This is a genomic window from Nocardia sp. bgisy118, from assembly GCF_057708605.1.
In genome coordinates this window covers 95551-118594 of record NZ_JBYISM010000030.1, presented here as the reverse complement: position 1 = coordinate 118594, position 23044 = coordinate 95551, and the positions used below count along the sequence as shown (strand labels likewise).

The following is a 23044-nucleotide window of genomic DNA, read 5'->3' as shown; positions in this document are numbered from 1 at the left end:
GACACAATTCTGGCATTGAGTATTGCCAGAAGGTTTGATCTGGAGGATTCTATTGCCAGATGCTGTCGGTTTCGGCTCGGGCCGGGACCTTCGATGAGGAGACAACGATGTCCGCACACTCGTCCCAGCCCGGATACTTCGCCGACAACTCCATGGCGCGACGCGTCATGAGCAAGCGCGCGGTCGGCCTCACCTACGGACAGCGGGCGCTGGTGATCGGCGCCGTGCACCCACGGCTCTACGTCGGGACGGCCGAGAACACCGAGCGCCGCGGCACGCCCTACACCCGGCTGGCGCTCACCGGGAAACTGTTCGAGGCCGTCTTCCTCGGCAGCAAGGAGGAGGCGGATCGGGCGCTGGCTTTCACCACCAAGAAGCATGCCAGGGTCGTCGGCGAGCTGCCCGAGGACGCCGGGCCGCACCATCCGGCGGGAGCGTCGTACTCGGCCCTCGATCCGCACCTGATGTTCATGACCATGGCGTTCACCTTCGATTCCGCCGAGGTGATGTACGACCTGCTGGTCCGCAGGCTGACCGACGGCGAGCGTGCGGGGCTGTACCAGGACTACGTGCGCTGGGCGGAGCTGTTCGGCATGCCCCGCGACGCCGCGCCCGCCGACTATCCGGCCTTCCGCCGCTACTTCGACGGCTACCTAGCCTCCGACGAGCTGTTCCTCACCGACGAGGCCCGGTTGGTCGGGTCATATCTGGCGGGTCAGCGCGTCCCGTATCCGCAGCGTGCGCCGTTGCAGCAGGTCGCATCGGCGTTCTTCCTGCTGGTGCAGGGCAGTCTGCCGCCGCGCATCCGCGCCATGTACGGCATGCGCTGGGGAACGGCCGACGAGCTCGCCTTCCGCGCGCTGGCGGGCGGTGTGCGCACCGCGCACTTCGCGCCGCCGCTCGCCCCCAGGGTGCTGCGCGGCACGCTCGCCGGTCCGAGCGGCCCGGTCTATCGGCTGGTCTCCGACCGCGAGCGCAGGCTCACGCGGACCGGCAGGCCGAGCATGCCAGGCGTCGACCCGCGCAACTGGGCGGCTCGAAATTCCGCTGGACTCCCATGGAAAGATCGGGGGCATGTCGAGTCCCGCACCAGCCCCGGCCGCCGAGCGTAAACAGCGCGTGCTGTCCGGGATCCAGCCGACCAGCTCCTCGTTCCACCTGGGCAACTACCTTGGGGCGCTGCAGTACTGGGTCACCATGCAGGACGACTACGACGCGCTGTACTTCATCCCGGACATGCACGCCATCACGGTCCCGCAGGACCCGAAGGAACTGCGGGCGCGCACCAGGGCCGCGGCGGCGCAGCTGCTGGCGATCGGCATCGACCCCAAGAAGTCGACGCTGTTCGTGCAGAGTCAGGTGCCCGAGCACGCCGAGCTGGCCTGGGTCCTCAGCTGCATCACCGGTTTCGGCGAGGCCAGCCGGATGACCCAGTTCAAGGACAAGTCGGTCAAGCAGGGCGCGGAGAACGCCACCGTCGGCCTGTTCACCTATCCCGTGCTGATGGCCTCCGACATCCTGCTCTACCGCCCGCACCAGGTGCCGGTCGGCGAGGATCAGCGCCAGCATCTGGAGCTGACCCGAAACCTGGCGCAGCGCTTCAACACTCGCTTCAAGAAGACCTTCGTGGTGCCGGAGGCGCACATCGTCAAGGGCACCGCGAAGATCTACGACCTGCAGGACCCGACCGCCAAGATGAGCAAGTCGGCCGCCACCGACGCGGGCTTGATCAACCTGCTCGACGACCCGAAGATCACCGCCAAGCGGATCCGCTCCGCGGTCACCGACACCGAGCGCGAGATCCGCTACGACCCGGAGGTGAAACCGGGCGTCAGCAACCTTCTGGTCATTCTGAGCTCGCTGGGCGGAACGCCGATCGTCACGCTGGAGAAGGATTACGAGGGCAAGGGCTACGGCGACCTGAAATCCGACGTTGCCGACGCGCTGGTGGAATTTGTCACGCCCTTGCGCGCCAAGGTGGAAGAGTATCTGGCGGACAAAGGCGAACTCGACCGTATCCTCGCAGCCGGTGCGGAGCGGGCGCGGGAGATCGCCGGCAACACTCTCGCACAGGTCTACGACCGGGTGGGTTTCCTGGCCCGCTAGCTCGGGTACGACGCTTGCGAGGGCCGGGCGTGATTCCGCCTTCGCTTCGGCTGTGCGCGAGCCGGTGACGGACCGCGCCCGGCCGCGTTCATCGGGTGTCGAAGGGGCGAGCACGTGCAGGCGATCGACAACGTCAAGGCCGGGATCGAACATCGTGTGCAGGCGCGGCCCTGGCTGGATCATCTGATCCGGACCGGCGGCCGCTACCAGCGCCAGCGCGGCGACTACTACGCGGCCGGGATCACGTATTTCACCGTGCTGTCGCTGTTTCCGTTGCTGATGGTGGCGTTCGCGGTCGCCGGCTTCGTACTGGCGGGCAACGAGGAGCTGTTCCGAGAACTTCAGGACAAGATCGTCGAGAACATCCCCGGCGAGCTGGGCACCCAGCTCAACGGGCTCATCGATCAGGCCGTTCGTTCCCGCGGCACGGTCGGTGTGCTCGGCCTGCTCGCCGGTCTGTACGCCGGACTCGGCTGGATGGCGAATCTGCGCGCCGCGCTCACCGAGCAGTGGGAGCAGAAGCACGAGGAAGGCAACTGGTTGCGCACCAAGATCTCCGACCTCGGCGCGCTGATCGGGCTCGGCCTGGCCTTCGTGGTGTCGCTCGGGCTTTCGGCGCTGGGCTCCAGCAATCTGGGCGCCCAGTTGCTGGCGCGCTACGGTCTGGACGAGTTGCCCGGCGCCCGGCTGCTGTTGACGCTGCTGTCGATCCTGTTCGCGCTGCTGGCGAGCTGGGCGGTGTTCGCGTGGATCATCGCGCGGCTGCCGCGCGAGCCCGTCACGCTGGCCAGCGCCGCGAAGGCCGCGTTGCTCGCCGCGCTGGCCTTCGAGGTCTTCAAGTTCGTCGCATCGATCTACCTGCAGATCGTGCTGCGCAGTCCGGCGGGCGCGGCCTTCGGGTCGATCATCGGTCTGATGGTGTTCAGCTACATCACCTATCGCATCATCCTGTTCGCGACGGCATGGGCCGCCACCGCTTCCGAGAACGAGCCCGAGGTCGCCCCGCCCGCTACGGCGGCCGTCATCCGGCCCCGCGTCGTCAACACCGCCGGGGCGTTCGGCAGCGGCGCGGCCTACTTCGGCGCGGGCGCGCTGGCTGCCCTCGGGCTGGCGACCTTGCGCAGGCGTCGCTGAGCTCGCCCGCGCCGGATCGATTCCGGCTCAGCGGCGTTGGCGATTGACGCGCCGCGCCTTGAGCAGCAGGAACAGGATCAGTGCGAGGCCGCCGACCATCACCAGCGTGCGCGTGCCCACGTGGTCGCGCTCGCGCTGCGGGCTCGCGAGCACGTCGCCGCCTTCCGCGCCCGGCGGAGTGGCCAGTGCCGCAGTGGGTTCGGCCTCGTCCGTCTGGTGGTTCGGCTCGTGGTTCGGCAGCCGGCCGACCTCGGTGCCGCGCGGCAGCGCGAAACCGTAGTCGAGCAGCCTGGCCGCCTGCTCCCACGGCCGTATCGGGCGTACCTCGGCTTGCAGCAGGGTGACCGCCAGCCTGCGCCCGTCGCGTTGCGCGGCCCCGACGAAGGTCTGCCTGGCGTCGTCGGTGTAGCCGGTCTTGCCGCCGAGCGCGCCCTCGTAGTTGTACAACAGGTGGTTGTCGTTGCCGACCGCGAAGCCGGGGTGGTCGGGGTCGTTCGGGATCTTCGGATTCTTGGGATAGCCAGGGAAGTCGATCTGTTCGGTCTGGATCAACTCGGCGAACAGCGGGATGGTCATCGCCTCGCGGAACAGCACTGACAGGTCGTAGGCCGAGGTGCTCATGCCAGGCCCGTCCAGGCCGGATGGTGTGGCCGCGCGAGTATCGAAGGCGTACAACGATTTCGCCAGCTGGTTCATCTTGGTCACGGTCGCCTCGTCGCCGCCGAGCTGGGCCGCGATCGCATGCGCCGCGTCGTTGCCCGAGGCCATGATCAGCGCCTGGAAGAGCTGCAGGTTGGTGTACTGCCCGCCGGGGCCGACGCCGACGCGGGTGCCGTCGACGTCCGCGTCCTCCTGGGTGCCGGTGACCACCGTGTCCAGCTTCAGCGCGCGCAGTGCGACGGTAGCCAGCAGCACCTTGATGGTGCTCGCCGGGCGGTAGCGCCCGTGCGGGTCCTTGGCGGCGAGCACCGCGCCGGTATCGAGATCCGACACCACCCAGGCGGTCGCGGAGATGTCCCGCGGCGCGGGCGGCGCGCCCTTCGGCAGCACCACGCCGCACTCGCCCATCCTGGTGCCGCCCACCGGAGGCACGGGAACCGATAGCGGTGCGGGTGTCGGTTTTCCGGGCGCGGGCGTCTCGGAGGCATCGATCGGCGCGGGCGGCATGGTCTTCTGCGGGCAGTTGTCCGTGTTCGGTGTGGTGAACGGTGTGGTGGTCGGGGTGGGCGGCGCCGCGAGAGCAGGCGTCGCGATCAGGCCGCCGAGCAGTGCGGCAGCGGCCAGCGCGCCGGTGAGGCGGCGCGTGGCGTGGTGGCGAGGACGCGGGATCTTCATCGGGAGCGAGCGTAACCGCCGCGGTCGACCGAGGGCCGCCAATCGGCCCGCACCTGGCCGGGACGAGGGCGGACGCACATATAGCCGGTATGGCCGCGCGAAGGCCGTTGATCACCGAGTATTGACAGCGACCATGAAATGAGTGCTACTATCAAAAAGTAGTAACTTCCATTTTCTGGAGGGATTGTGAACGTGGATTCCCGGCGGTGGTTCGCGCTCGGCGCGCTGGCGCTCGCCATGCTGACCATCGGCCTGGACGTGACCGTCCTGACCGTCGCGCTGCCCACCCTCGCCGTCGACCTGAACGCGAATACCGGTGCGCTGCAATGGTTCAGCTCCGCCTACACGCTGGCGCTCGCGGCCTTCATGCTGCCCGCGGGCGCGCTCGGCGACCGCTACGGCCGCAAGCGGATCCTGCTCGCCGCCCTGGTCTTGTTCGGCCTGGCCTCGCTGGCCTGTGCCTTCGCGGACACCTCCGGCCAGCTGATCGCGGCGCGGGTGGTGCTCGGCATCGCCGCCGCGGCCATGATTCCGCTGTCCATGGCGGTACTGCCGGTGCTGTTTCCCGAGCAGCGGGAGCGCGCCCGCGCCATGTCGATCTGGGTCACCGCGACCTCGCTCGGCCTGCCGCTGGGGCCGGTGCTCGGCGGCTGGCTCGTCGACAACTTCTGGTGGGGCTCGGTCTTCCTGATCAACGTTCCGTTGGTGGTGGCGGGCGCGGCGGCGGTGGCCGCGCTGGTGCCGGAATCGCGCAACCCGCAACGGCTTCCGCTCGATCTGCCGGGTGTGCTGCTGTCGATGCTCGGCATGCTCGGCGTCACCTACGGTTTCATCCGCTTCGGCGAACAGGGCTGGGGCGACCCGTTGGCCTGGGTGGCGCTCGCCTGCGGCGCGGTCACCGCGGCGGCGTTCCTGCTGTGGCAGCGGCGTGGCCGCCATCCGCTGATCGATCTCGAGCTGTTCGGCAGCAACGGTTTTCGCTGGGGTGCGGTGTTCGCCGTGCTGATCACCTTCGCGATGTTCGGCATGTTCTTCACGGTGCCGCAGTACTACCAGGAGGTGCTCGGCGCCGACGCGCTCGGCAGCGGACTGCGGCTGCTGCCGATGATCGGCGGCCTGGTCGTCGGCGCGCGGCTGGGCGATCGGCTGCTGTCGAAGGCGGGATCGCGGATGGTGATCACGGCGGGGCTGGCGCTGCTCGCCATCGGCTTGGGTTGGGGTGCGCTGACCGAGGTCGACACCGCCTACTGGTTCACCGCGTGCTGGATCACGCTGGTCGGCGCGGGCATGGGCATGGCGATGCCGGTCGCGATGGCGGTCGCGATCGACGATCTGGACGTCGCGCGGGCCGGTGTCGGATCCGCGCTGTTGCAGGCGTTGCGGCAGGCGGCGGGCACCATCGGCGTCGCCCTGCTCGGCACCGTGCTGGTCACCCGGTACCGGGCCGAACTCGGCGCGCTGAACGTCGCACCCTACGACGACGGGGTGAGCAGTGGGGCGGCCGCCGCGAAGGTGAGCGGAAGCGCCGATGCGCTCGCGCAGGTTCAGTCGGCGTTCGTCGGCGGGATGAGCCTGATGCTGTGGGTCTGCGCGGCCGTCTGCGCGGTGTCGGTACCGCTGGCGCTGCGGGTGTTGCCGCGCCGCGCGCCGGCGCCGGTGGACACACCTGCCGTCGCAGCGCCGCGCGATGAGTCAGAATCGACACATGTCGGTTGATGCAACGGGTGAAGGTGTCGTGGCGCCGGGACTGCGGGAGCGCAAGAAGGAGCGGACTCGGCGGACGATTCGCACCGAGGCGTTCCGGCTGTTCCGCGAGCAGGGCTACAGCGAGACCACCATCGAGCAGATCGCCGCGGCGGCCGACGTCTCGCCGAGCACTTTCTTCCGCTACTTCCCGACCAAGGAGCAGTTGGTCATCGCCGATGATCTCGATCCCGTGCTGATCGAGGAGGTTCGCAACCAGCCGCGCGGTCTTCCCCCGATCCGTGCCTTCCGCAATGCGATCGGCGCGGCGCTCACCACCCTGGCACCCGAGGACCTGGCCTTCGAACAGGAGCGCCAAGCTCTGCTCTACCACGTCCCCGAGTTGCGCGCCGCTATCGGCATCGAGCTCGAGCGCAGCATCGAGATGGTCGTCGAACTGATCGCCGAATACGTCGGCCGCCCCGCCGACGATTTCGAGGTTCGGGTGATGGCCGGTGCGATCGCCGGTGTTGGCATCGCCATTTCGCTGCGCGCGCCGGTCAACGCGACGAACCTCGGGCGTGCGATGGACTTCCTCGAAGCTGGTCTTCCGCTCGGCCGACCTGCCGAATAGCCCGGTTCAGCTCGCCCCGGCCACCGACGGGCGCTTCTTGTCGTGCTGCGCGCGCAGGGGAGTGTCGTCGTCCATCTCGGCGAAGAAGACGCCGATCACGTCCTCGATCTCCGAGATCGACTCGGCGCAGTAGAGAATCGGCTGGTAGTGGGTGATGTCGTAGACAGCGGTCCCCATCGTGACCACGTCGAGCGGCCGCAGCTCGGCGTGCCGGAACTCGTCCAGCTCGCCGTAGGAGGACAACAATCCCGCGCCGTAGCAGCGGATTTCGCCCCGCTCGCGTACGACGCCGAACTCCATCGAGAACCAGAACACATCGGCGAGGAACTTCAGCGCCGTCTCGGTGGTCAGCCTGGCGACCGCCGCGCCGACGGTCTCGTAGATGGCGGCGAAGCGCGGGCTGGCGATCTGATTGGCGTGCCCGATGATCTCGTGGATGGCGTCCGGTTCGGGGGTGTAGAGCGGCGCGGAGTGGTGCCGGATGTACTGGGTGGAGTGGAACACGCGTTCGGCGAACGAGCCGAAGAACTCGCGCAGCGGCACGAGCCCCGCGGCGGGGACATAGCGGAAACCGGTGAGCGGGGCCAGGGCCGCGGTCACCTCGTCCAGTTGTGGGATGTGGTCGGCGGGCAGGTCGAGCCGGGCCGTGGCGTCCAGCACCTCCGAGCAAGCGTAGGTGCGGTGCTTGAGGGCCAGTTCGGCGGAGACGATCCGCCAGACCTGCTGTTCTTCGTCGGTGTAGTCGATCTTCGGTGCGGGTTCCCCCGGCGCGTAGGCCAGCGCGAGGGCGGCGATGGCATTGCGGCGGGCACGGTACACGGGGTCGTGCACGCCGGGGTGCTCATCGCTCAGGTGCACCGTCACGTCGCCGTCACCGGTACGGGTGACCGGTGAGTACAGCTGAGCCTCGGTGAACATACTTCGATGCAAGCACCGCCTGTCCGTTCCGACAACGAAAGCCCGTCCAGCTGTACACACTGCCTAGCTGGCCGAGCCGTTTCCGTCGATTACCGGCCTCGTGCATGGAAAACAGTGGCAGCCGGCGATTCGGTGGCAATCGTGCCGTAGCTCGGCCTTCGCTGCGGCCGTCGGCGGTCGTCGGCCGGGTGCCCACCGTGTGACGGTGGGGTGGAATGGCCTGCGTGCCCGGCTGTCGATGTCGGCGTGTGTACGCGATTTGCCGGACATGAGCGAGGGCGATGGCGCAAGATGGCGAAAGTACGAAGGAGGACGCATGCATACCGTGCGGATCGATCTCGACCAGAAGCTGTTGGCCGCCGCCGCCGAGATCATGGGGACGTCCAACAGCAACGCCACCGTCAACGAGGCGTTGCGCCGAATCGTGGTGCACGAGCGGCAACTCCATCATCTGGAGAAGCTGGCGGCGGGGGTGCTCTGTGCGCTACCGGCACCGGAGGTCGTCGCCGTAGTCGACGGTCGGTCGTAGCTCCTCCGACTCTCGACCACCCGTAGGCCCTCGCGGGCCGGGTGGCCGTCCAGCTAGTAGCGCTCGACGCCATTTGCTCGTGCGTCGGCCGACTCCGCCCGCGGTAGGTCGGAGCGGCGCGCGACGCTCGATGTGGCCTAGGTCGACGAATCCGACTCCGAAGCCGAGGGCATGGTTCAGGCCGACGGGCAGGTGAGCCCGTCCGGCGGTGGGGTGAGGTCTACCAGATAACGCAATACCGGCTCGTCGACGCAGGCCACACCCTGGCCGAAGGCGCCGTGCTGCACGCCCTCGTAGGTGACCAGGGTGGCGCCGAGCGCGCGGGCCAGGTTCTGCCCGCCCTGGTGCGGAGTGGCCGGATCGCCGGTGACGGAGACGACAACGACCTTCGGCAGATTCGGCACGGAGGGGACGTGCGGCTGGGAGTTCGGCGGCACCGGCCAGAAGGCGCAGACGTCGAGCGGAGCTCGACCGGTGGCGCGGCCGTCGTCGAAAATCGGTGCGGCGGCACGGAACTTGCGATCCAGCTCGGCGGCCGCCGCGGGGTCGGTGACGCGCTTCTCCTCCAGGCACCACACCGCCATCTGCAAATCCCGCTCGACGGTGCTCGCGTCCGCGATGACATCCGCGATGGCCAGCAGTGTGTCGCCATGACCACCGGCCAGCTCCCTCAGACCCTTGGTGATGCGGGGCCAGCCCGCCGGGTGGTACAGGGAATTGGTCACCCCGCTGAGCGCGTCACGGTAGCGGAGACCGCGAGGGTCCGCGGTAGCGGCGGGCCGGTCGATCAGCGGGAGGACGAGGGCGCGGAAAGCCTCCGTGGCGCGGGCCGGGTCGGTGCCGAGAGGGCAGTCCGGCGCTTTCACACAGTCGGCGGCATAGGTGTCGAAGGCTCGCTGGAATCCGGCGGAGAACGCCACCACGTCGATCATGTCGGTGGCCGGGTCGACGCCGCCGTCCAAGACCATGGCGCGCACGCGGTCCGGGAACATCTCGGCGAAGGTGGAGCCGAGGCGGGTGCCGTAGGAGCCGCCGTAGTAGGTCAGCTTCTCGTCGCCGAGCGCCGCGCGGATGATGTCGAAATCCCGCGCCACATTCCGGGTTCCGACATTGTCCAGCACGTCGACACCCGTGCGCTGTACGCATTTCGCGACGTAGTCGCGGTTCTCGCGCTCGGTCTGCGCGATGCCTTCCGCCGAGTAGTCGACGTCGAGTTCGTTGCGCTCGGCCTGGAACTCCTCCGGGGTCAGGCACACCACCTTTGGTGTGGAGGCGCCGAGGCCGCGCACATCGACGCCGATCATGTCGAAGCGTTGCGCCACCTCGCTTTTCGCGAACATCAACGGCATCGCCAGACCGGGCGAGCCGGGGCCGCCGGGGTTGGTCAGCAGCGCGGCGACCCGCTCGCCGTGGGCGGGCAGACGCGAGATCACGATCGAGGCCGTGGCGCCTTCTGGCTCGTCGTAGTCGAGCGGGACGGTCACCCGCGCGCATTCCAGGCCGCCTGCGGTCAGCTCGGCGCCGTGCGGATAGCCGGCGCACGAGCCGAATTCGACGCGCTGGTTGTAGTACCTGCCGAGATCTGGGCTCGCCGCGGTGTCGGCGCCGCACGCCGCGAGGGTGGTCAGCGCGAGTGCGGTGAGGACTCGTCCGGCCCTCGTCGCCGGGACGGACAGCGCCGCCGTGCCGATCGTCCGCCCGACGCGGACCGCTGTGTGCTTGCGACGACCAGACATTCGGCTACCCCCCGAGATCGGTTGTCCCCTCATTCTGCCCGAACCGCGCCCACCCGACCTGTCGGTGGCCGCTGGCATGATGCGAATCCTCCAACGCATTCGAGGGGGATTGTGATGTCGGTACCGATCGCCGCCCTGCCCTTCGGCCAGCGCCCGCGCGAGCGACTGCTCGCGGTCGGCCCCGCCGCGCTCAGCGACAGCGAGCTGCTCGCCCTGCTGCTCGGCCAGGGCCGCCGAGGCGAGAGCGCGCTGGAACTGGCCGCGGAGCTGCTCGCCGAATACGGCGGCATCCCCGGGCTCGCCGCGGCCCGGCCCGAGGAACTGTTTCGCAGGGCCGGGGTCGGGGTGGCCAAGGCCGCCGCGATCAGCGCGGCCTTCCAGCTCGGCAGCAGAGCGCGCACCGAACCCGAGGCAGTGCCGCGCCTGGAAAGCGCCTCCGACGTCGTCCGCATCGCCAGGCCGCTGTTCGACGGCGCCCGCGTGGAACGGATCCTCGTCCTCGTCTGCGACTCCCAGAATCGCTTGCGGCAGAAGGTGTTCGTCGCCGAAGGCGCGGTCGATCAGGTCGCCGTCCCGATCCGCGAGATCCTCAACACCGTGCTCCGCCACGACGGACGCGCCTTCGCCCTCGTCCACAACCACCCCTCCGGCACCGCCACTCCCAGCCTCGACGACCGCCGCACCACCACCCTCCTCATCGATGCCGCCCGCACCGTAGGCCTGCGCTTCCTCGACCACGTCGTCCTCGCGGGCGAACAATGGTCCCGCGCCACCCCAACCACCCTCGGCCGCGAATGAGTCAGTTCAGGCTTCCCTGGGGGACGACCCATACCTGTGGTTGCCGGGTTACCGCGGCGATGTGCTCGAAGTCGGCGTCGTAGTGGACGAGGACCGCGCCGTGGAACTCGGCCACAGCGGCGGTCAGGAGGTCGATGATTCCGGCCGAGCGGTGTTGATTCCTGCGCGCCATCAGAAGGTGAACCTCGCGGGCGCGGTCGGCGATGGTTTCGTTGATGGGCAGATTCACGTACAGGGAACGGCGTCGCTGGCCGATGTTCTGTACGTCGGCGAGGTTGCGGCCGGAGTACCCGGTCTCGAGGTCGACGGTGACGCAGGTCGCGGCGGCGCGATCGGCGACGAGGCCCGCGATGACGCTGCGTACCGGTGGATGCCTGATCCGGGCGGCCGCCGAGGTGTCGACGAGATGGAGTCGCAGCGGTGTCGTTTCGGTCAACGGCGAGCCTGGCGCATGATCTCCGGATCGTCGATGTCCGGTCCTACCCCGAAACCGTAGGGGTCGTTCAACACCTGCTCGATCCGTCGCCTGCGATCGGCCACGAACTCGAGCGCGGCGTTGACCGTGTCCTTCTTCGTGGTCGTGCCCAGCTCCTTGGCGGCCAGCGCCAGCGCTTCGTCGTTGAGGTCGATCATGGTCTTCATGTGTCTCACGATAAATCTCCAGCTGTGTGCCCAGCAATATCGATAGATGTTCGTAACCATCGCTGCCGTGGATCGGTGCGTGCCGGTCGTGGAGAAGCGCCAACGGCGAAGGCCGCCACCATTTTTGGATGGTGGCGGCCTTCGCCGTTGGCTGGTGGATCCGTTCGGGTCCGGAGATCAGCGGGTGAAGAGCAGGGCTCGCTTGACTTCCTGGATGGCCTTGGTGACCTCGATGCCGCGGGGGCACGCGTCGGTGCAGTTGAAGGTGGTGCGGCAGCGCCAGACGCCTTCGACGTCGTTGAGGATGTCGAGGCGCTCGCGGGCGGCTTCGTCGCGGCTGTCGAAGATGAAGCGGTGGGCGTTCACGATCGCGGCCGGGCCGAAGTAGCTGCCGTCGCTCCAGTACACGGGGCAGGAGGTGGTGCAGCAGGCGCACAGGATGCACTTGGTGGTGTCATCGAACCGGGCGCGGTCGGCCTGGCTCTGGATGCGCTCGCGGGTGGGCTCGTTACCCGTGGTGATCAGGTACGGCTTCACCGCGCGGAACGCGTCGAAGAACGGCTCCATGTCCACCACGAGGTCCTTCTCCACGGGCAGGCCGCGGATCGGCTCGACGGTGACGGTGAGCGACTTGCCGCCCTTGGGCAGCATGTCCTTCATCAGCACCTTGCAGGCCAGCCGGTTCACGCCGTTGATCCGCATCGCGTCCGAACCGCAGACGCCGTGCGCGCACGAGCGGCGGAAGGTGAGCGTGCCGTCCAGGTAGGACTTGATGTAGATGAGCACGTTCAGGAAGCGGTCGGTCGGCAGGACCGGCACCTGGAAGGATTCCCAGTGCGCGCCCTTCTCGTCCTCCGGGTTGAACCTGGCCACCTTGACGGTGATCATCACCGAGCCCTCGGGGACCGGAGCCGGCTTCTGCGAGGAGGGTGCTTCGGCTACAGCAGTCATCAGTACTTACGCTCCATCGGCTCGTAACGGGTCTGCACCACCGGCTTGAAGTCGAGGCGGATGTCGGAGATGAGCTCCGGGCTCTCCTTGTAGGCCATCGTGTGCCGCATGAAGTTCACGTCGTCGCGATCCGGGTAGTCCTCGCGGGCGTGGCCGCCGCGCGACTCCTTCCGGTTCAGCGCGCCGACGACGGTGACTTCGGCCAGTTCCAGCAGGAAGCCGAGCTCGACGGCCTCCAGCAGGTCGCTGTTGTACCGCTTGCCCTTGTCCTGCACCGTGATCCGCGCGTACCGCTCCTTGAGCGCGTGGATGTCGGTGAGGGCCTGCTTGAGCGTGTCCTCGGTGCGGAACACCGCGGCATTCATGTCCATCGTGTACTGCAGCTCGGTGCGGATGTCGGCGACGCGCTCGTTACCGTGCTCCGACAGCAGCATCTCCAGCCACTCGGTCACCATCTGCGCCGGCTTCTCCGGCATGTCGACGAACTCGGTGCGCTGGGCGTACTCCGCGGCGGCGATGCCCGCGCGGCGTCCGAACACGTTGATGTCGAGCAGCGAGTTGGTGCCGAGGCGGTTGGAGCCGTGCACCGAGACGCACGCGCACTCGCCCGCCGCGTAGAGGCCGGGGACGACGTCGGTGTTGTTGCGCAGCACCTCGCCACGGATACGGGTCGGGATGCCACCCATCACGTAGTGACAGGTCGGCATGACCGGCACCGGCTCCTTCACCGGGTCCACGCCCAGGTAGGTGCGGGAGAACTCGGTGATATCGGGCAGCTTCTCCTCGAGCACGTCCTCGCCGAGGTGGGTCACGTCGATGAGCACGTAGTCCTTGTTCGGACCGGCGCCGCGACCTTCGAGCACCTCGAGCACCATCGAGCGGGCGACGATGTCGCGCGGCGCGAGGTCCTTGATGGTGGGGGCGTAGCGCTCCATGAAGCGCTCGCCGGAGGCGTTGCGCAGGATGCCGCCCTCACCGCGGACCGCTTCCGAGATCAGGATGCCGAGGCCGGCCAGACCTGTCGGGTGGAACTGGTGGAACTCCATGTCCTCCAGCGGCAGACCCTTGCGGAACACGATCGCCATGCCGTCGCCGGTCAGCGTGTGCGCGTTCGAGGTGGTCTTGTACATCCGGCCCGAGCCGCCCGTGGCGAACACGATCGACTTGGCGTGGAAGACGTGCAGCTCGCCGGTGGCCAGCTCGTAGGCGACCACGCCGGTGGCGACCGGACCGCGCTCGGTCTCGGTGAGCACCAGGTCGAGCACGTAGAACTCGTTGTAGAACTCCACGTCGTGCTTGACGCAGTTCTGGTACAGCGTCTGCAGGATCATGTGGCCGGTGCGGTCGGCGGCGTAGCACGCGCGGCGGACCGGGGCCTTGCCGTGATCGCGGGTGTGCCCGCCGAAGCGGCGCTGGTCGATCTTGCCCTCGGGGGTCCGGTTGAACGGCAGACCCATCTTCTCGAGGTCCATCACCGCGTCGATGGCCTCCTTGGCCATGATCTCCGCGGCGTCCTGATCGACCAGGTAGTCACCACCCTTGACGGTGTCGAAGGTGTGCCATTCCCAGTTGTCCTCTTCGACGTTGGCCAGCGCGGCGCACATGCCGCCCTGGGCCGCACCGGTGTGGCTACGGGTCGGGTACAGCTTGGTCAGCACTGCGGTGCGGACCCGGGGACCGGCCTCGATCGCCGCGCGCATGCCCGCGCCACCGGCACCGACGATGACGACGTCGTAGCGGTGTTCCTGAATCGGTCGCGATTCACTCATCGAGGGCCTGTTCCTAACTGATGTTGGGGTCGAAGGTGAAGATGACGTAGGTGCCAACGCCCATGACCAGGATCATCGAGATGACCAGCAGGGTCTTGAGCCAGAACCGGGTCGAGTCCTTGCGGGAGTAGTCGTCGATCACGGTGCGCAGGCCGTTGCCGCCGTGCAGCTGGGCCAGCCAGAGCATGGTGAGATCCCAGATCTGCCAGAACGGGGAAGCCCAGCGGCCCGCGACGAAGGCGAAGTTCAGACGCTGCACGCCGCCGTCGATCATCAGCATGATGAACATGTGGCCGATCACGAGGACGATCAGCAGCAGGCCCGAGAGGCGCATGAACAGCCACGCGTACTTCTCGAAGTTGTTGCTGGAGCGGGCACGCGGCGAGCGGGGCAGATCCAGGCTGGCCGGCCGGTCGTGAGACTTACCGAGAACAGGTGCAGTCATGGTGATCAGTGCTCCGTGAACAGGTAGAAGAACTGGCGGCCGACACCGGCGGCGGAGACCAGGACCCAGATGGCCAGCACGATCCAGAGCATCTGGCGCTGGTAGCGCGGGCCCTTCGCCCAGAAGTCGACGAGAATCACGCGGACGCCGTTGAGCGCGTGGAACAGCACGCAGACCACGAGACCCATCTCCATCAGCGCGACGAGCGGGTTCTTGTAGGTCTCGATCGCCTGGTCGTAGGTGTCCGGGCTGACCCGGACCAGCGCGGTGTCCAAGACGTGCACGAAGAGGAAGAAGAAGATGGTGACACCGGTGATCCGGTGCAGCGCCCAGGACCACATTCCGGGGTCGCCTCGGTACAGCGTCTTCCGCTTCGGCTGGGCCGGAGCTTCGATCGTGGTCATAGAGTGCGGTGCCTCCAACGTCGTTGATGGACCCGGTTTCAGGTCCCGGGCCGGCCGCGTGAAGGGGGCGAATGCCCAGGTTGCTGCGCTGTGCTCCATGTGTGCCGTGGCACGTGCTCCGTTTGCACGGGGCCCGCCGGGAACCTGAACCGATCTGTTGTGGACTCTAATCCTCTCGGTTTCGCGGAACTAATTCGGCGTGCCGTGCGTTGCGCGACATTCAGCTGGGTTAGGTTTACCTTTGTTGATGCGTAATGGGCTGTGCGGCTGCTGTCGCGCGGCGTTGTCGCGGTTGTTCGGCGGGAGGTTCTCGATGCCCGAAATCGAGTGGAATGTTTTGCACGACAATGCTATTCGAGTAATGCGCAACGCCTATGCGCCCTACTCGCGTTTCCCGGTGGGCGCCGCAGCTCTCACTCCGGATGGTCGAATTGTGAGCGGTTGCAATGTGGAAAATGTCTCATATGGATTGGGCCTCTGCGCCGAATGCGTACTCGTCGGTAACTTATTCGCGAGTGGCGGCGGGCGTCTGACGGCCGTCTCGGTCTGCGATTCCCGCGGCGAAATCCTGATGCCGTGCGGTCGCTGCCGCCAACTTCTCTACGAGCACGGCGGCCCGGATCTTCTGGTGGACCACCGCGCGGGCCCCGTCCGGCTCGGCACACTGCTACCCGACGCCTTCGGCCCCGACGACCTGGACGCCGGGCAGCAGTAGTCGCCGTTCGTCAGCAGTCGGCCTCGAACGATTCGTCGATCTCCGCCTGCGTCGGCATCTCGGCATTCGGCACCCGAACAGGCGTGAGGCCCATTCGTTGCATCATGAGCGCGACACCCTCGCCGATGGTCGACGACTGGGCCGCGAGCCGCTTCGCGAAGATCTTCACGCCGCGAACATCCCGCAGCAGCGTCTCCTCGAGGTCGGCGACGCGCGTCTCCATCCTGGCCATCCGACGGTCCAGATCCGAACAGGTCATGGTTGCCCCCTTGTCGGCAGTCGGCTTTCGGCGATCGATTGATGCGGGGAGGCTATCGGAGCGGTCCGACAAGAACCAGGCGCGCCGGGGTGTCGTGCCAGACTGGCCGGGTGACGGGTTTGGACGCGGTTTCCATCATCACGACCAAGCGCGACGGAGGGGAGCTCTCGGACGCGCAGATCGACTGGGTGGTCGACGGGTTCACCCGGGGCGCGGTCGCAGACGAGCAGATGTCGGCGCTGGCCATGGCCATCGTCTGGCGCGGGATGACGCGCAGGGAGACGGCCCGCTGGACCTCCGCCATGATCGCGTCGGGGCGGCGGATGGACTTCACGGATCTGCCGCGCCCCACGGTCGACAAGCATTCGACGGGCGGGGTCGGGGACAAGATCACGCTGCCGCTCGCGCCCTTGGTCGCGGCTTGCGGCGCGGCGGTGCCCCAGCTGTCCGGTCGTGGGCTCGGCCACACCGGCGGCACCTTGGACAAACTGGAGTCGATCCCCGGCTGGCGTGCCGACCTCGCGACGCCGCGCATGCGCGGGATCCTCGCCGATCCGAAGATCGGCGCGGTGGTCTGCGCCGCGGGCGCCGATCTCGCCCCGGCCGACAAGCGTCTCTACGCCCTGCGCGACGTCACGGGCACGGTCGAATCGATCCCGCTGATCGCCAGCTCGATCATGAGCAAGAAGATCGCCGAGGGCACCGGCGCGCTGGTGCTCGACGTGAAGGTCGGCGCAGGCGCGTTCATGAAGGAACTGGGCGCCGCCCGCGAACTGGCCACCACCATGGTCGAGCTCGGCCAGGACGAGGGGGTGCGGACCGTCGCGCTGCTCACCGCGATGGACACCCCGCTGGGCCGTACCGCGGGCAACGCGCTCGAGGTGGCCGAATCGGTCGAGGTGCTGGCCGGTGGCGGACCCGCCGACGTCGTCACGCTCACCCTGGCGCTGGCCCGGGAGATGGTGGCGCTGGCCGGTCTGGACGTCGATCCGGCCGACGTACTCGCCGACGGCAGGGCGATGGACTGCTGGCGTGCGATGATCCGCGCCCAGGGCGGCGACCCCGACGCACTCCTGCCGCGGGCCAGGCACACCGAAACCCTGCGCGCCGACCGCGACGGCGTCCTGACCCGCCTGGACGCCATGGGTGTCGGCATCGCCGCGTGGCGCCTCGGTGCGGGCCGCGCCCGCCAGGGCGACCCGGTGCAGTTCGGCGCGGGTATCGAGATGCACGCCAAACCGGGGGATTCGGTCGTCGCGGGAGCGGCGTTGCTCACCCTGCACACCGACACTCCCGACGTGATCCCCGGAGCCATTGCCGCACTGAAGGATTCGATCACCATCGAGGCCGTCGCCCCTTCCGGGGAGGCCCCGTTGATCTTGGACCGAATCGTTTCCTGAGCGCGGGTTCCGTGCGTGCGGCCGACCGTGATCGGCAACGCCGAATGGACGCACTGTGGACCACGTCGTAGCCGGACGGCAACGAGATGGTTGCCACGCCGGAAGTTCGCTGCCGATTCCGCGCGGCGCGGCTAACGTGTGGTCATGACAGGACCGATGCCGCTCACCCTTGCCTCGATCCGCCAAGCTCCCAAGGCACTGCTGCACGATCACCTCGACGGTGGTCTGCGGCCCGCGACGGTGCTGGAGCTCGCCGCCGATTGCGGTTACGACGACCTACCCGCCGCCGACGAGGCCGCCCTCGGCGACTGGTTCCGCGCCGCGGCCGACAGCGGGTCGCTGGAGCGCTATCTGGAGACCTTCGCGCACACCGTCGCGGTGATGCAGACGCCGGAGGGCTTGCGCCGGGTGGCCAGGGAATGCGCCGAGGACCTGGCCGCCGATGGCGTGGTGTACGCGGAAGTGCGTTTCGCGCCCGAGCAACATCTGGAGCGCGGCCTGAGCCTGGACGAGGTGGTCGAGCACACCCTGGCAGGCTTCCGCGAAGGTGAGGCGGCCGCCGCCGAGGCGGGACATTCCATCGTGGTGACCTGCCTGCTGACGGCCATGCGGCACGCGGCGCGCTCACTCGAGATCGCCGAGCTCGCGGTGCGCTGGCGCGACCGTGGCGTCGGCGGCTTCGACATCGCGGGCGCGGAGGCGGGCTTCCCGCCGAGCAGGCACCTGGACGCGTTCGAGTACATGCGGGCGAACAGCGCGCACTTCACCATCCACGCGGGCGAGGCGTTCGGGCTGCCGTCGATCCACGAGGCGCTGGCGTTCTGCGGCGCCGACCGGCTCGGGCACGGTGTGCGGATCACCGACGACATCCACGTGCCAGGCGCGCTGGAGGACGCGGAACTGGGGCTCGTCGCCAACTACGTGCGGGATATGCGGATTCCGCTCGAGCTGTGTCCGTCGTCGAATGTGCAGACCGGTGCGGTGCCCGCGCTGGACAAGCACCCCTTCGACCTGCTGGCCCGGCTGCGTTTCCGCGTCACCGTCAACACCGACAACCGCCTGATGAGCGACACCACGATGAGCGCGGAGATGCTGAAGCTGGTCGAGACCTTCGGCTACGGCTGGAGCGATCTGGAGCGGTTCACCATCAACGCGATGAAATCGGCCTTCATCCCGTTCCCGGAACGGCTGCGCATCATCGACGACATCATCAAGCCGGGGTACGCGGTGCTGCTCGGCTGAGCGCGGGCGGGGACGGACGTCCGGCGCGCAGTCCGATAGGGCGGTCTATCGTGGGATGTCGTGACGATTGTGCAGATTCCCGGTCGATTCAACGGCCCGCCGGATTCGGGTAACGGCGGCTACGTCGCCGGACGCCTCGCCGAACACCATGACGAGGGCACGGTGACGGTCATGCTGCGCAATCCGGCCCCGCTGGACACGCCGTTGCGGCTGGAGGACGGCAAGTTGTTCGACGGCGAGCGCCTGATCGCCGAATCGCGAGCGGGCGCGTTCGAACGGGACACCCCGGGACCGGTCCCGCGCGAGGTGGCGGAAACGGCCGCGGGCTCGTACGAGACCAACGAGATGTTCGCGTACTGCTTCGTGTGCGGAAACGCCCGCGAGGACGGCCTGCGTCTCACTCCGGGCCCGGTGCGTGCGAACGTGGTCGCGACCCCGTGGACGCCGGACGAATCGCTGCCGATCGGAGCCGCGCTGCTGTGGGCGGCGCTGGACTGTCCTGGTGGCTGGTCGGTGCCGAACATGCTGGACCGGCCCGCGTTGCTCGGCTCGATGACGGCCGCGGTGCTCGGCCTGCCCGAGGCGGGTGAGCCGTGCGTGGTGGTCGGGGAAAGCCGCGGCGAGCAGGGCCGCAAGATCTACACCGCCGCCGCGGTGTACGGCGCGGACGAGCGGCTGCTCGGGCACTCCGAGCACATCTGGATCCGGCTGAAATAAGTTGGGGCCGAACGAATTCGGCCCCAACCTCGGTGGACTACTGCGGCGTGAGCCGAGCCTCGAACGCGCGCTCGAGCTCGCGCCAGCTCTGCGCCTCCGCGGCGAACGGCGGGTTCGGCGCCATCCGGGTCGGGTCCGGGTTGAGCAGGTAGGAGACGTACCAGCCCAGAGGAGTGGACTGGGCCAGCGCCTGGTCCACGGTGTCGTCCCCGGCGTACTCGGCGGCATCGGTGAACAGCTCGTAGGCCAGATCGAGCTGTTCGATGTCGACCGCCTCCGGGCCCTCGGCCAGATCATCGGCCAGGCCGGGCAGCACGTAGACGTTCTCGTCGTCCACCTCGACCTCGAGCGAACCGTCCACGGCGGCGGTCTGCACCTCACCGTAGGTGCTCACCTTCGCCAGATCGTGATCGTGCTGGTCGGCGAGGTAGCGGGCGAGGGCGCGCTCGGAACCGAACACGGTGATCGAGCCGTTCTTGCCGAGGAAGATCGGTTCGTCGTCGAGGTAGCAGCGCAGCGTGAAGTGGGTGCCGTCCGCGGTCACGATCTTGACCGGGTCGATGCCGACCTCGTGCCAGAACGAGTCGTCCTCGTCTTCGTCCTCTTCGTCCAGGTCGACAGACTCGAATTCCTCGTCCTCGTCGCTGTCGGCCGCGTCGTCGGCGTCGACCACGTTCTCCTCGGCCGCGAGCAATTCGGCTTCGGCGACCGCGACGGCCGCGGCGTCCACGTCCGGGGTGGCGACCACCGAGTCGATGGCGTCGAGCACCGCGTCCCAGTCCTTGGCGATGGCGGCGCCGATCTGGTCCCAGAGTTCCTCACCGTCGCGCCCGACGAACGCGCTCACCCCGCCCGGCAGCGCGCCGAGCACGGGGTGCGAGCCGAAGAACTTGGTGACGGTCTCCAGCTCGCACACCTCGCCGATATTGCGGACCATGCCGAGGGTGTCCTCCAGCTCGGCGATGCTCTCCACGTCGGGGTCGCCCGCGGCCAGCTCGGGCACCGCGACCAGGTCGAAGCTGAAATTCTCCTCCGGCTCCAGTTCCACCGCCGAGAGACCGGCGACGACCTTCCACGCGGGATGGTCGACCAGATCGTTGTCGGAGTTGGTCCGAATGAACGCGGCCAGTTCGGCGACGGTGTCGAAACCGTAGAGGGAATCCTCGTGCCCGAGGAATGCCATCCACTCGTCGTCACCGTCACGCCAGCGCGGTGCCCACAGGGTGACGAGATCGCCGTCGGTCAGGCCGAGCTCGATCGGGACGATGTCTCCAGAAGCCATGTGCGGAAGCCTATCGACCTTCCGGCTCAGGCACTATCCGGCCCGCCTCCAATAGTGCCCGCCGCGCCGTTGGGCGCCGGGGCGAACGACTCATTCAGTGTCGCAACGACCTTGGAGCGCTGCGCTCCCGCGTCCTCGGAGGCCTGCCGGCAGGCCCAGACGATCAGCTGGGAGACGTCGGCGGGCGCCATCGACGTGACCGCCTCGGACAGCGTCAGGCCGACCAGGGCGCCCTCGCTGTTCATCTCGACGGTGACCGCGCCGTCCTCGGTCGTGAACTGGCCGCGCACCTGCTTGAGGCCGTACAGCGCGGCCTCGAGCGCCTCCAGTTTCTGGGTCGCACTCGCGACGAGCGCGTCCATCTCCGCACTCATGCCTGCACCTCGCTGACGCTCGGTTCCGGCATGCGCGCGGCGCGCTGGCACATGATTCGCTCACTGCGTTCGCTCATTGGGGCCAGCTCCTCGTTTCGCTCGCTTCGCTCGGTCATACCGGCCTCATCCAGCTCGTCGGTCCCGTGTCGGCGTCGTCGATGCGGTCCAGCTCGTCGACCGCCTGCTGCCGGGTGGGCAGTCCGAGCCGGTCGAGGACGTCGGCGGGCATGCCCGCCTCGGCGAGGACCTCGCGGCGCTTGGCGCGCGCGGCGATGGCCGAGCGTTGGGTCAGGCGCAGGATCTCGTTGGCGAGAGCCTGGGCGCCGTAACGGTATTCGCTGCGTTCGAACTTGATCTCGACCGGCATGCCCTGGTCGGTCGCGCGCACCGCGATGGTGCCGGACCGGTTCTGGCTGACCGCGAGGGTGACGTTCGGGACCTGCTGCTCGGTCATGCTGTCGGCCTGTAGAAGCCGTAGAACTCCATACCCATGTTCTCCGTTCGGATGGAACTGACCGAGACCGGATCGCCGGCCTCGACGAGTTGCCCGTTGCCGACGACCATGGCGACGTGGCCGTCCCATACGGCCAGGTCACCGGGCATCAGATCGCCGGGCGAGACCTGCGGGTGCCCGATGTGCTGCTCTTGGGCCAGGCGCGGCAGTTCGACGCCCGCCTCGCTGTAGGCGTATTTGGTCAGGCCGCTGCAGTCGATGCCGGAGCCCGGGGAGTTGCCGCCCCAGACGTAGGGGGTACCGACCGCGCTCAGCGCCGACTGGACCGCGGTCGCGGCCTTCTCGTTCGGCGCCTCCACGACGCTGCCGTCGGGCAGGGTGATCTTCACGCCGTCCTTGCCGCTCGGCGTGGCGGTGGTGTTGCTGCTGCCGGGTTTCTGGGAGTTGGACGAGCTCGAGTTGTTGCCGGTGCCGGGGGTCGTCTTGGAGACGTTCTGTGCCGAGCTGCTCGCGATGCTGCTGACCAGCGAACCGGCCTGGCCGACGACGCCCATCAGGCCCGAGATGCCGGAGCTCGCCGAACTGGTGAGCGCGCTGGGCAGCGACGCGAGCGACGGGCTGGACGGTGCCGGAGTCAGCTGGGTCATCGACGCGGTCTGCGTGTCCAGCTCGTTGCGTACCCGGCCGACCACGCCGAGCCCCTGGTTCAAATGGTCGATGGCGGTGCCGACCAGCGCCATGAAACCCGGCGGCGTCGTGATCGTCGGCCCGAGCGCCGTCGCGGTGGTCACGAAGGACTGCACGATGGTGTCGAGATCCTTCTGCCCGGTCTCGACCTCGGTGGCGGCCTGTTCGACGACGGTTGCCATCTCGTTGCCGCGGTCCGAGATATTGGCCGCGGAGGTCTGCACGCGCAGCGCCTTCGCGGTCGCCGCGTCGGCGGCGACGCCGTCCCACGCGGTGTTCATCTGGTTGATGCTGTTGCGGCCCAACTGGTGCAGCTGATCCAGCGCCGCCGACGTGGTGGTCAGCGCGTCGGCCGGGCCGCCGGTGGGCAGCACGCCGGTGCCGAAGCTTCCGAGCAGATCGAGCAGGGGCTTGACCAAGAGGTTGACGTCGATCACCGGCTCATCCGTCCAGGTCGGCGGACCTCAGCGCGGCCGCGTTGTTCATATCGGTCTCGGTGAGCACGGTCGCCGCTCCGGCCGCCGCGCCGCCCATGCTGGAAAGGACCGCCGACAGCTGCGCGATCGACGCGACGTGTCCGGCGTGCGCCGCGGAATACGCGGCCATGAAATCCCCGCCGATGAGGCCCATGATCGGACCGAGCAACGCGGGCGAGGCGCCCGCGGCCCCCGCTGCGGCACCGGCCATTTCACCGGCCATCACCTCGGCGGTGGCGCCGTAGGCGACGATGCCTTCGGTGTCAGCCGACATCTTTGCCATAGTGCTTCCCCCATCTGTTCGTTCCCAGGCAGAGTACGTCATCCAACTGTTTCGACGCGTCGCCTTGCCAT

The 23044-nt window shown here is 68.3% G+C and carries 26 protein-coding genes; 11 read left to right on the top strand and 15 right to left on the bottom strand.

All coding sequences use genetic code 11. From position 1 onward, the window contains the following. Positions 1–107 precede the first annotated feature (107 nt). The 3 genes from AC3EO7_RS30190 (at position 108) to yhjD (ending at position 3240) form a co-directional block, all read left to right on the top strand. Positions 108–1112, top strand: coding sequence for an oxygenase MpaB family protein (locus AC3EO7_RS30190; RefSeq protein WP_435593065.1), 1005 nt, complete (start codon positions 108–110; stop codon positions 1110–1112). Then, entirely contained in the window at positions 1075–2106 is a 1032-nt protein-coding gene (gene trpS, locus AC3EO7_RS30185) for a tryptophan--tRNA ligase (RefSeq protein ID WP_431964331.1), read from the top strand. The genes AC3EO7_RS30190 and trpS overlap by 38 nt, the downstream gene beginning before the upstream one ends. 114 nt (positions 2107–2220) lie before the next feature. Further along, positions 2221–3240: an inner membrane protein YhjD gene (yhjD, locus tag AC3EO7_RS30180; RefSeq protein ID WP_435593064.1), complete on the top strand. Its 1020-nt coding sequence runs from the start codon at positions 2221–2223 to the stop codon at positions 3238–3240. Between the two features lie 27 nt (positions 3241–3267). On the opposite strand, the gene AC3EO7_RS30175 is transcribed toward yhjD, so the two are convergent. Next, the gene (locus tag AC3EO7_RS30175) at positions 3268–4575 is read right to left on the bottom strand and encodes a D-alanyl-D-alanine carboxypeptidase family protein (RefSeq protein WP_435593063.1); all 1308 of its coding nucleotides are present in this window, start codon (positions 4573–4575) and stop codon (positions 3268–3270) included. Positions 4576–4761: 186 nt separating this feature from the next. Here AC3EO7_RS30175 and AC3EO7_RS30170 point away from each other — a divergent pair, with 186 nt between their 5' ends. Further along, on the top strand, positions 4762–6291 hold the full coding sequence (locus AC3EO7_RS30170) for an MFS transporter (protein WP_435593062.1): 1530 nt from the start codon (positions 4762–4764) through the stop codon (positions 6289–6291). Then, the gene (locus tag AC3EO7_RS30165; RefSeq protein WP_431964339.1) at positions 6281–6892 is read left to right on the top strand and encodes a TetR family transcriptional regulator; all 612 of its coding nucleotides are present in this window, start codon (positions 6281–6283) and stop codon (positions 6890–6892) included. Before AC3EO7_RS30170 ends, AC3EO7_RS30165 begins: the two co-directional genes overlap by 11 nt. Before the next feature lie 6 nt (positions 6893–6898). Here the strand turns inward: AC3EO7_RS30165 and AC3EO7_RS30160 are convergent, their stop codons facing one another. Beyond that, complete coding sequence (locus tag AC3EO7_RS30160) at positions 6899–7810, bottom strand: phenylalanine 4-monooxygenase (RefSeq protein ID WP_431964341.1); 912 nt, start codon at positions 7808–7810, stop codon at positions 6899–6901. A gap of 316 nt (positions 7811–8126) precedes the next feature. Here AC3EO7_RS30160 and AC3EO7_RS30155 point away from each other — a divergent pair, with 316 nt between their 5' ends. After that, positions 8127–8339, top strand: coding sequence for a type II toxin-antitoxin system VapB family antitoxin (locus tag AC3EO7_RS30155; RefSeq protein ID WP_431964343.1), 213 nt, complete (start codon positions 8127–8129; stop codon positions 8337–8339). A 176-nt stretch (positions 8340–8515) separates the two neighbouring features. Here the strand turns inward: AC3EO7_RS30155 and AC3EO7_RS30150 are convergent, their stop codons facing one another. Further along, the gene (locus AC3EO7_RS30150) at positions 8516–10075 is read right to left on the bottom strand and encodes an alpha/beta hydrolase (protein WP_435593061.1); all 1560 of its coding nucleotides are present in this window, start codon (positions 10073–10075) and stop codon (positions 8516–8518) included. 114 nt (positions 10076–10189) lie between these two features. Between AC3EO7_RS30150 and AC3EO7_RS30145 the strand changes: the two genes are divergently transcribed. Then, positions 10190–10873 carry a JAB domain-containing protein gene (locus AC3EO7_RS30145; protein ID WP_435593060.1) on the top strand — a complete coding sequence of 228 codons (684 nt, stop codon included), beginning with the start codon at positions 10190–10192 and terminating at the stop codon, positions 10871–10873. Between the two features lies 1 nt (position 10874). Here AC3EO7_RS30145 and AC3EO7_RS30140 read toward each other — a convergent pair whose 3' ends face one another. From AC3EO7_RS30140 to sdhC, 6 genes are all read right to left on the bottom strand, one after another. After that, entirely contained in the window at positions 10875–11309 is a 435-nt protein-coding gene (locus tag AC3EO7_RS30140) for a PIN domain-containing protein (RefSeq protein WP_435593059.1), read from the bottom strand. Further along, entirely contained in the window at positions 11306–11515 is a 210-nt protein-coding gene (locus tag AC3EO7_RS30135) for a type II toxin-antitoxin system VapB family antitoxin (RefSeq protein ID WP_084501563.1), read from the bottom strand. The genes AC3EO7_RS30140 and AC3EO7_RS30135 overlap by 4 nt, the downstream gene beginning before the upstream one ends. 177 nt (positions 11516–11692) lie before the next feature. Then, positions 11693–12466, bottom strand: coding sequence for a succinate dehydrogenase iron-sulfur subunit (locus tag AC3EO7_RS30130; RefSeq protein ID WP_357460030.1), 774 nt, complete (start codon positions 12464–12466; stop codon positions 11693–11695). Then, complete coding sequence (gene sdhA, locus AC3EO7_RS30125) at positions 12466–14235, bottom strand: succinate dehydrogenase flavoprotein subunit (RefSeq protein WP_431964352.1); 1770 nt, start codon at positions 14233–14235, stop codon at positions 12466–12468. Before sdhA ends, AC3EO7_RS30130 begins: the two co-directional genes overlap by 1 nt. A gap of 13 nt (positions 14236–14248) precedes the next feature. Then, positions 14249–14680: a succinate dehydrogenase hydrophobic membrane anchor subunit gene (locus AC3EO7_RS30120; RefSeq protein WP_431964354.1), complete on the bottom strand. Its 432-nt coding sequence runs from the start codon at positions 14678–14680 to the stop codon at positions 14249–14251. A gap of 5 nt (positions 14681–14685) precedes the next feature. Beyond that, positions 14686–15084, bottom strand: a complete 399-nt coding sequence (gene sdhC, locus AC3EO7_RS30115) for a succinate dehydrogenase, cytochrome b556 subunit (RefSeq protein ID WP_431964356.1) — start codon at positions 15082–15084, stop codon at positions 14686–14688. A 313-nt stretch (positions 15085–15397) separates the two neighbouring features. Here sdhC and AC3EO7_RS30110 point away from each other — a divergent pair, with 313 nt between their 5' ends. Continuing rightward, entirely contained in the window at positions 15398–15799 is a 402-nt protein-coding gene (locus AC3EO7_RS30110) for a cytidine deaminase (protein ID WP_431964358.1), read from the top strand. A 10-nt stretch (positions 15800–15809) separates the two neighbouring features. Here AC3EO7_RS30110 and AC3EO7_RS30105 read toward each other — a convergent pair whose 3' ends face one another. After that, entirely contained in the window at positions 15810–16022 is a 213-nt protein-coding gene (locus tag AC3EO7_RS30105; protein ID WP_435593058.1) for a hypothetical protein, read from the bottom strand. A 146-nt stretch (positions 16023–16168) separates the two neighbouring features. Between AC3EO7_RS30105 and AC3EO7_RS30100 the strand changes: the two genes are divergently transcribed. The 3 genes from AC3EO7_RS30100 (at position 16169) to AC3EO7_RS30090 (ending at position 19417) form a co-directional block, all read left to right on the top strand. Then, positions 16169–17458, top strand: a complete 1290-nt coding sequence (locus tag AC3EO7_RS30100) for a thymidine phosphorylase (RefSeq protein WP_435593057.1) — start codon at positions 16169–16171, stop codon at positions 17456–17458. 144 nt (positions 17459–17602) lie between these two features. Next, the gene (locus tag AC3EO7_RS30095) at positions 17603–18700 is read left to right on the top strand and encodes an adenosine deaminase (RefSeq protein ID WP_431964364.1); all 1098 of its coding nucleotides are present in this window, start codon (positions 17603–17605) and stop codon (positions 18698–18700) included. Between the two features lie 60 nt (positions 18701–18760). Beyond that, positions 18761–19417 carry a hypothetical protein gene (locus AC3EO7_RS30090; protein WP_431964366.1) on the top strand — a complete coding sequence of 219 codons (657 nt, stop codon included), beginning with the start codon at positions 18761–18763 and terminating at the stop codon, positions 19415–19417. 37 nt (positions 19418–19454) lie between these two features. On the opposite strand, the gene AC3EO7_RS30085 is transcribed toward AC3EO7_RS30090, so the two are convergent. The 5 genes from AC3EO7_RS30085 to AC3EO7_RS30065 all read right to left on the bottom strand — a co-directional run bounded on the left by AC3EO7_RS30085 (position 19455) and on the right by AC3EO7_RS30065 (position 22964). Then, positions 19455–20699: a primosomal protein gene (locus tag AC3EO7_RS30085; protein WP_431964368.1), complete on the bottom strand. Its 1245-nt coding sequence runs from the start codon at positions 20697–20699 to the stop codon at positions 19455–19457. 26 nt (positions 20700–20725) lie between these two features. After that, positions 20726–21073 carry a YbaB/EbfC family nucleoid-associated protein gene (locus tag AC3EO7_RS30080; protein WP_431964370.1) on the bottom strand — a complete coding sequence of 116 codons (348 nt, stop codon included), beginning with the start codon at positions 21071–21073 and terminating at the stop codon, positions 20726–20728. 112 nt (positions 21074–21185) lie between these two features. Further along, positions 21186–21527, bottom strand: coding sequence for a hypothetical protein (locus AC3EO7_RS30075; RefSeq protein WP_431964372.1), 342 nt, complete (start codon positions 21525–21527; stop codon positions 21186–21188). Further along, positions 21524–22651: a C40 family peptidase gene (locus AC3EO7_RS30070; protein ID WP_431964374.1), complete on the bottom strand. Its 1128-nt coding sequence runs from the start codon at positions 22649–22651 to the stop codon at positions 21524–21526. Before AC3EO7_RS30070 ends, AC3EO7_RS30075 begins: the two co-directional genes overlap by 4 nt. 4 nt (positions 22652–22655) lie before the next feature. Continuing rightward, a complete protein-coding gene (locus AC3EO7_RS30065) occupies positions 22656–22964 on the bottom strand; it encodes a hypothetical protein (protein ID WP_431964376.1) in 309 nt (102 codons plus the stop codon). Positions 22965–23044: the final 80 nt, after the last annotated feature.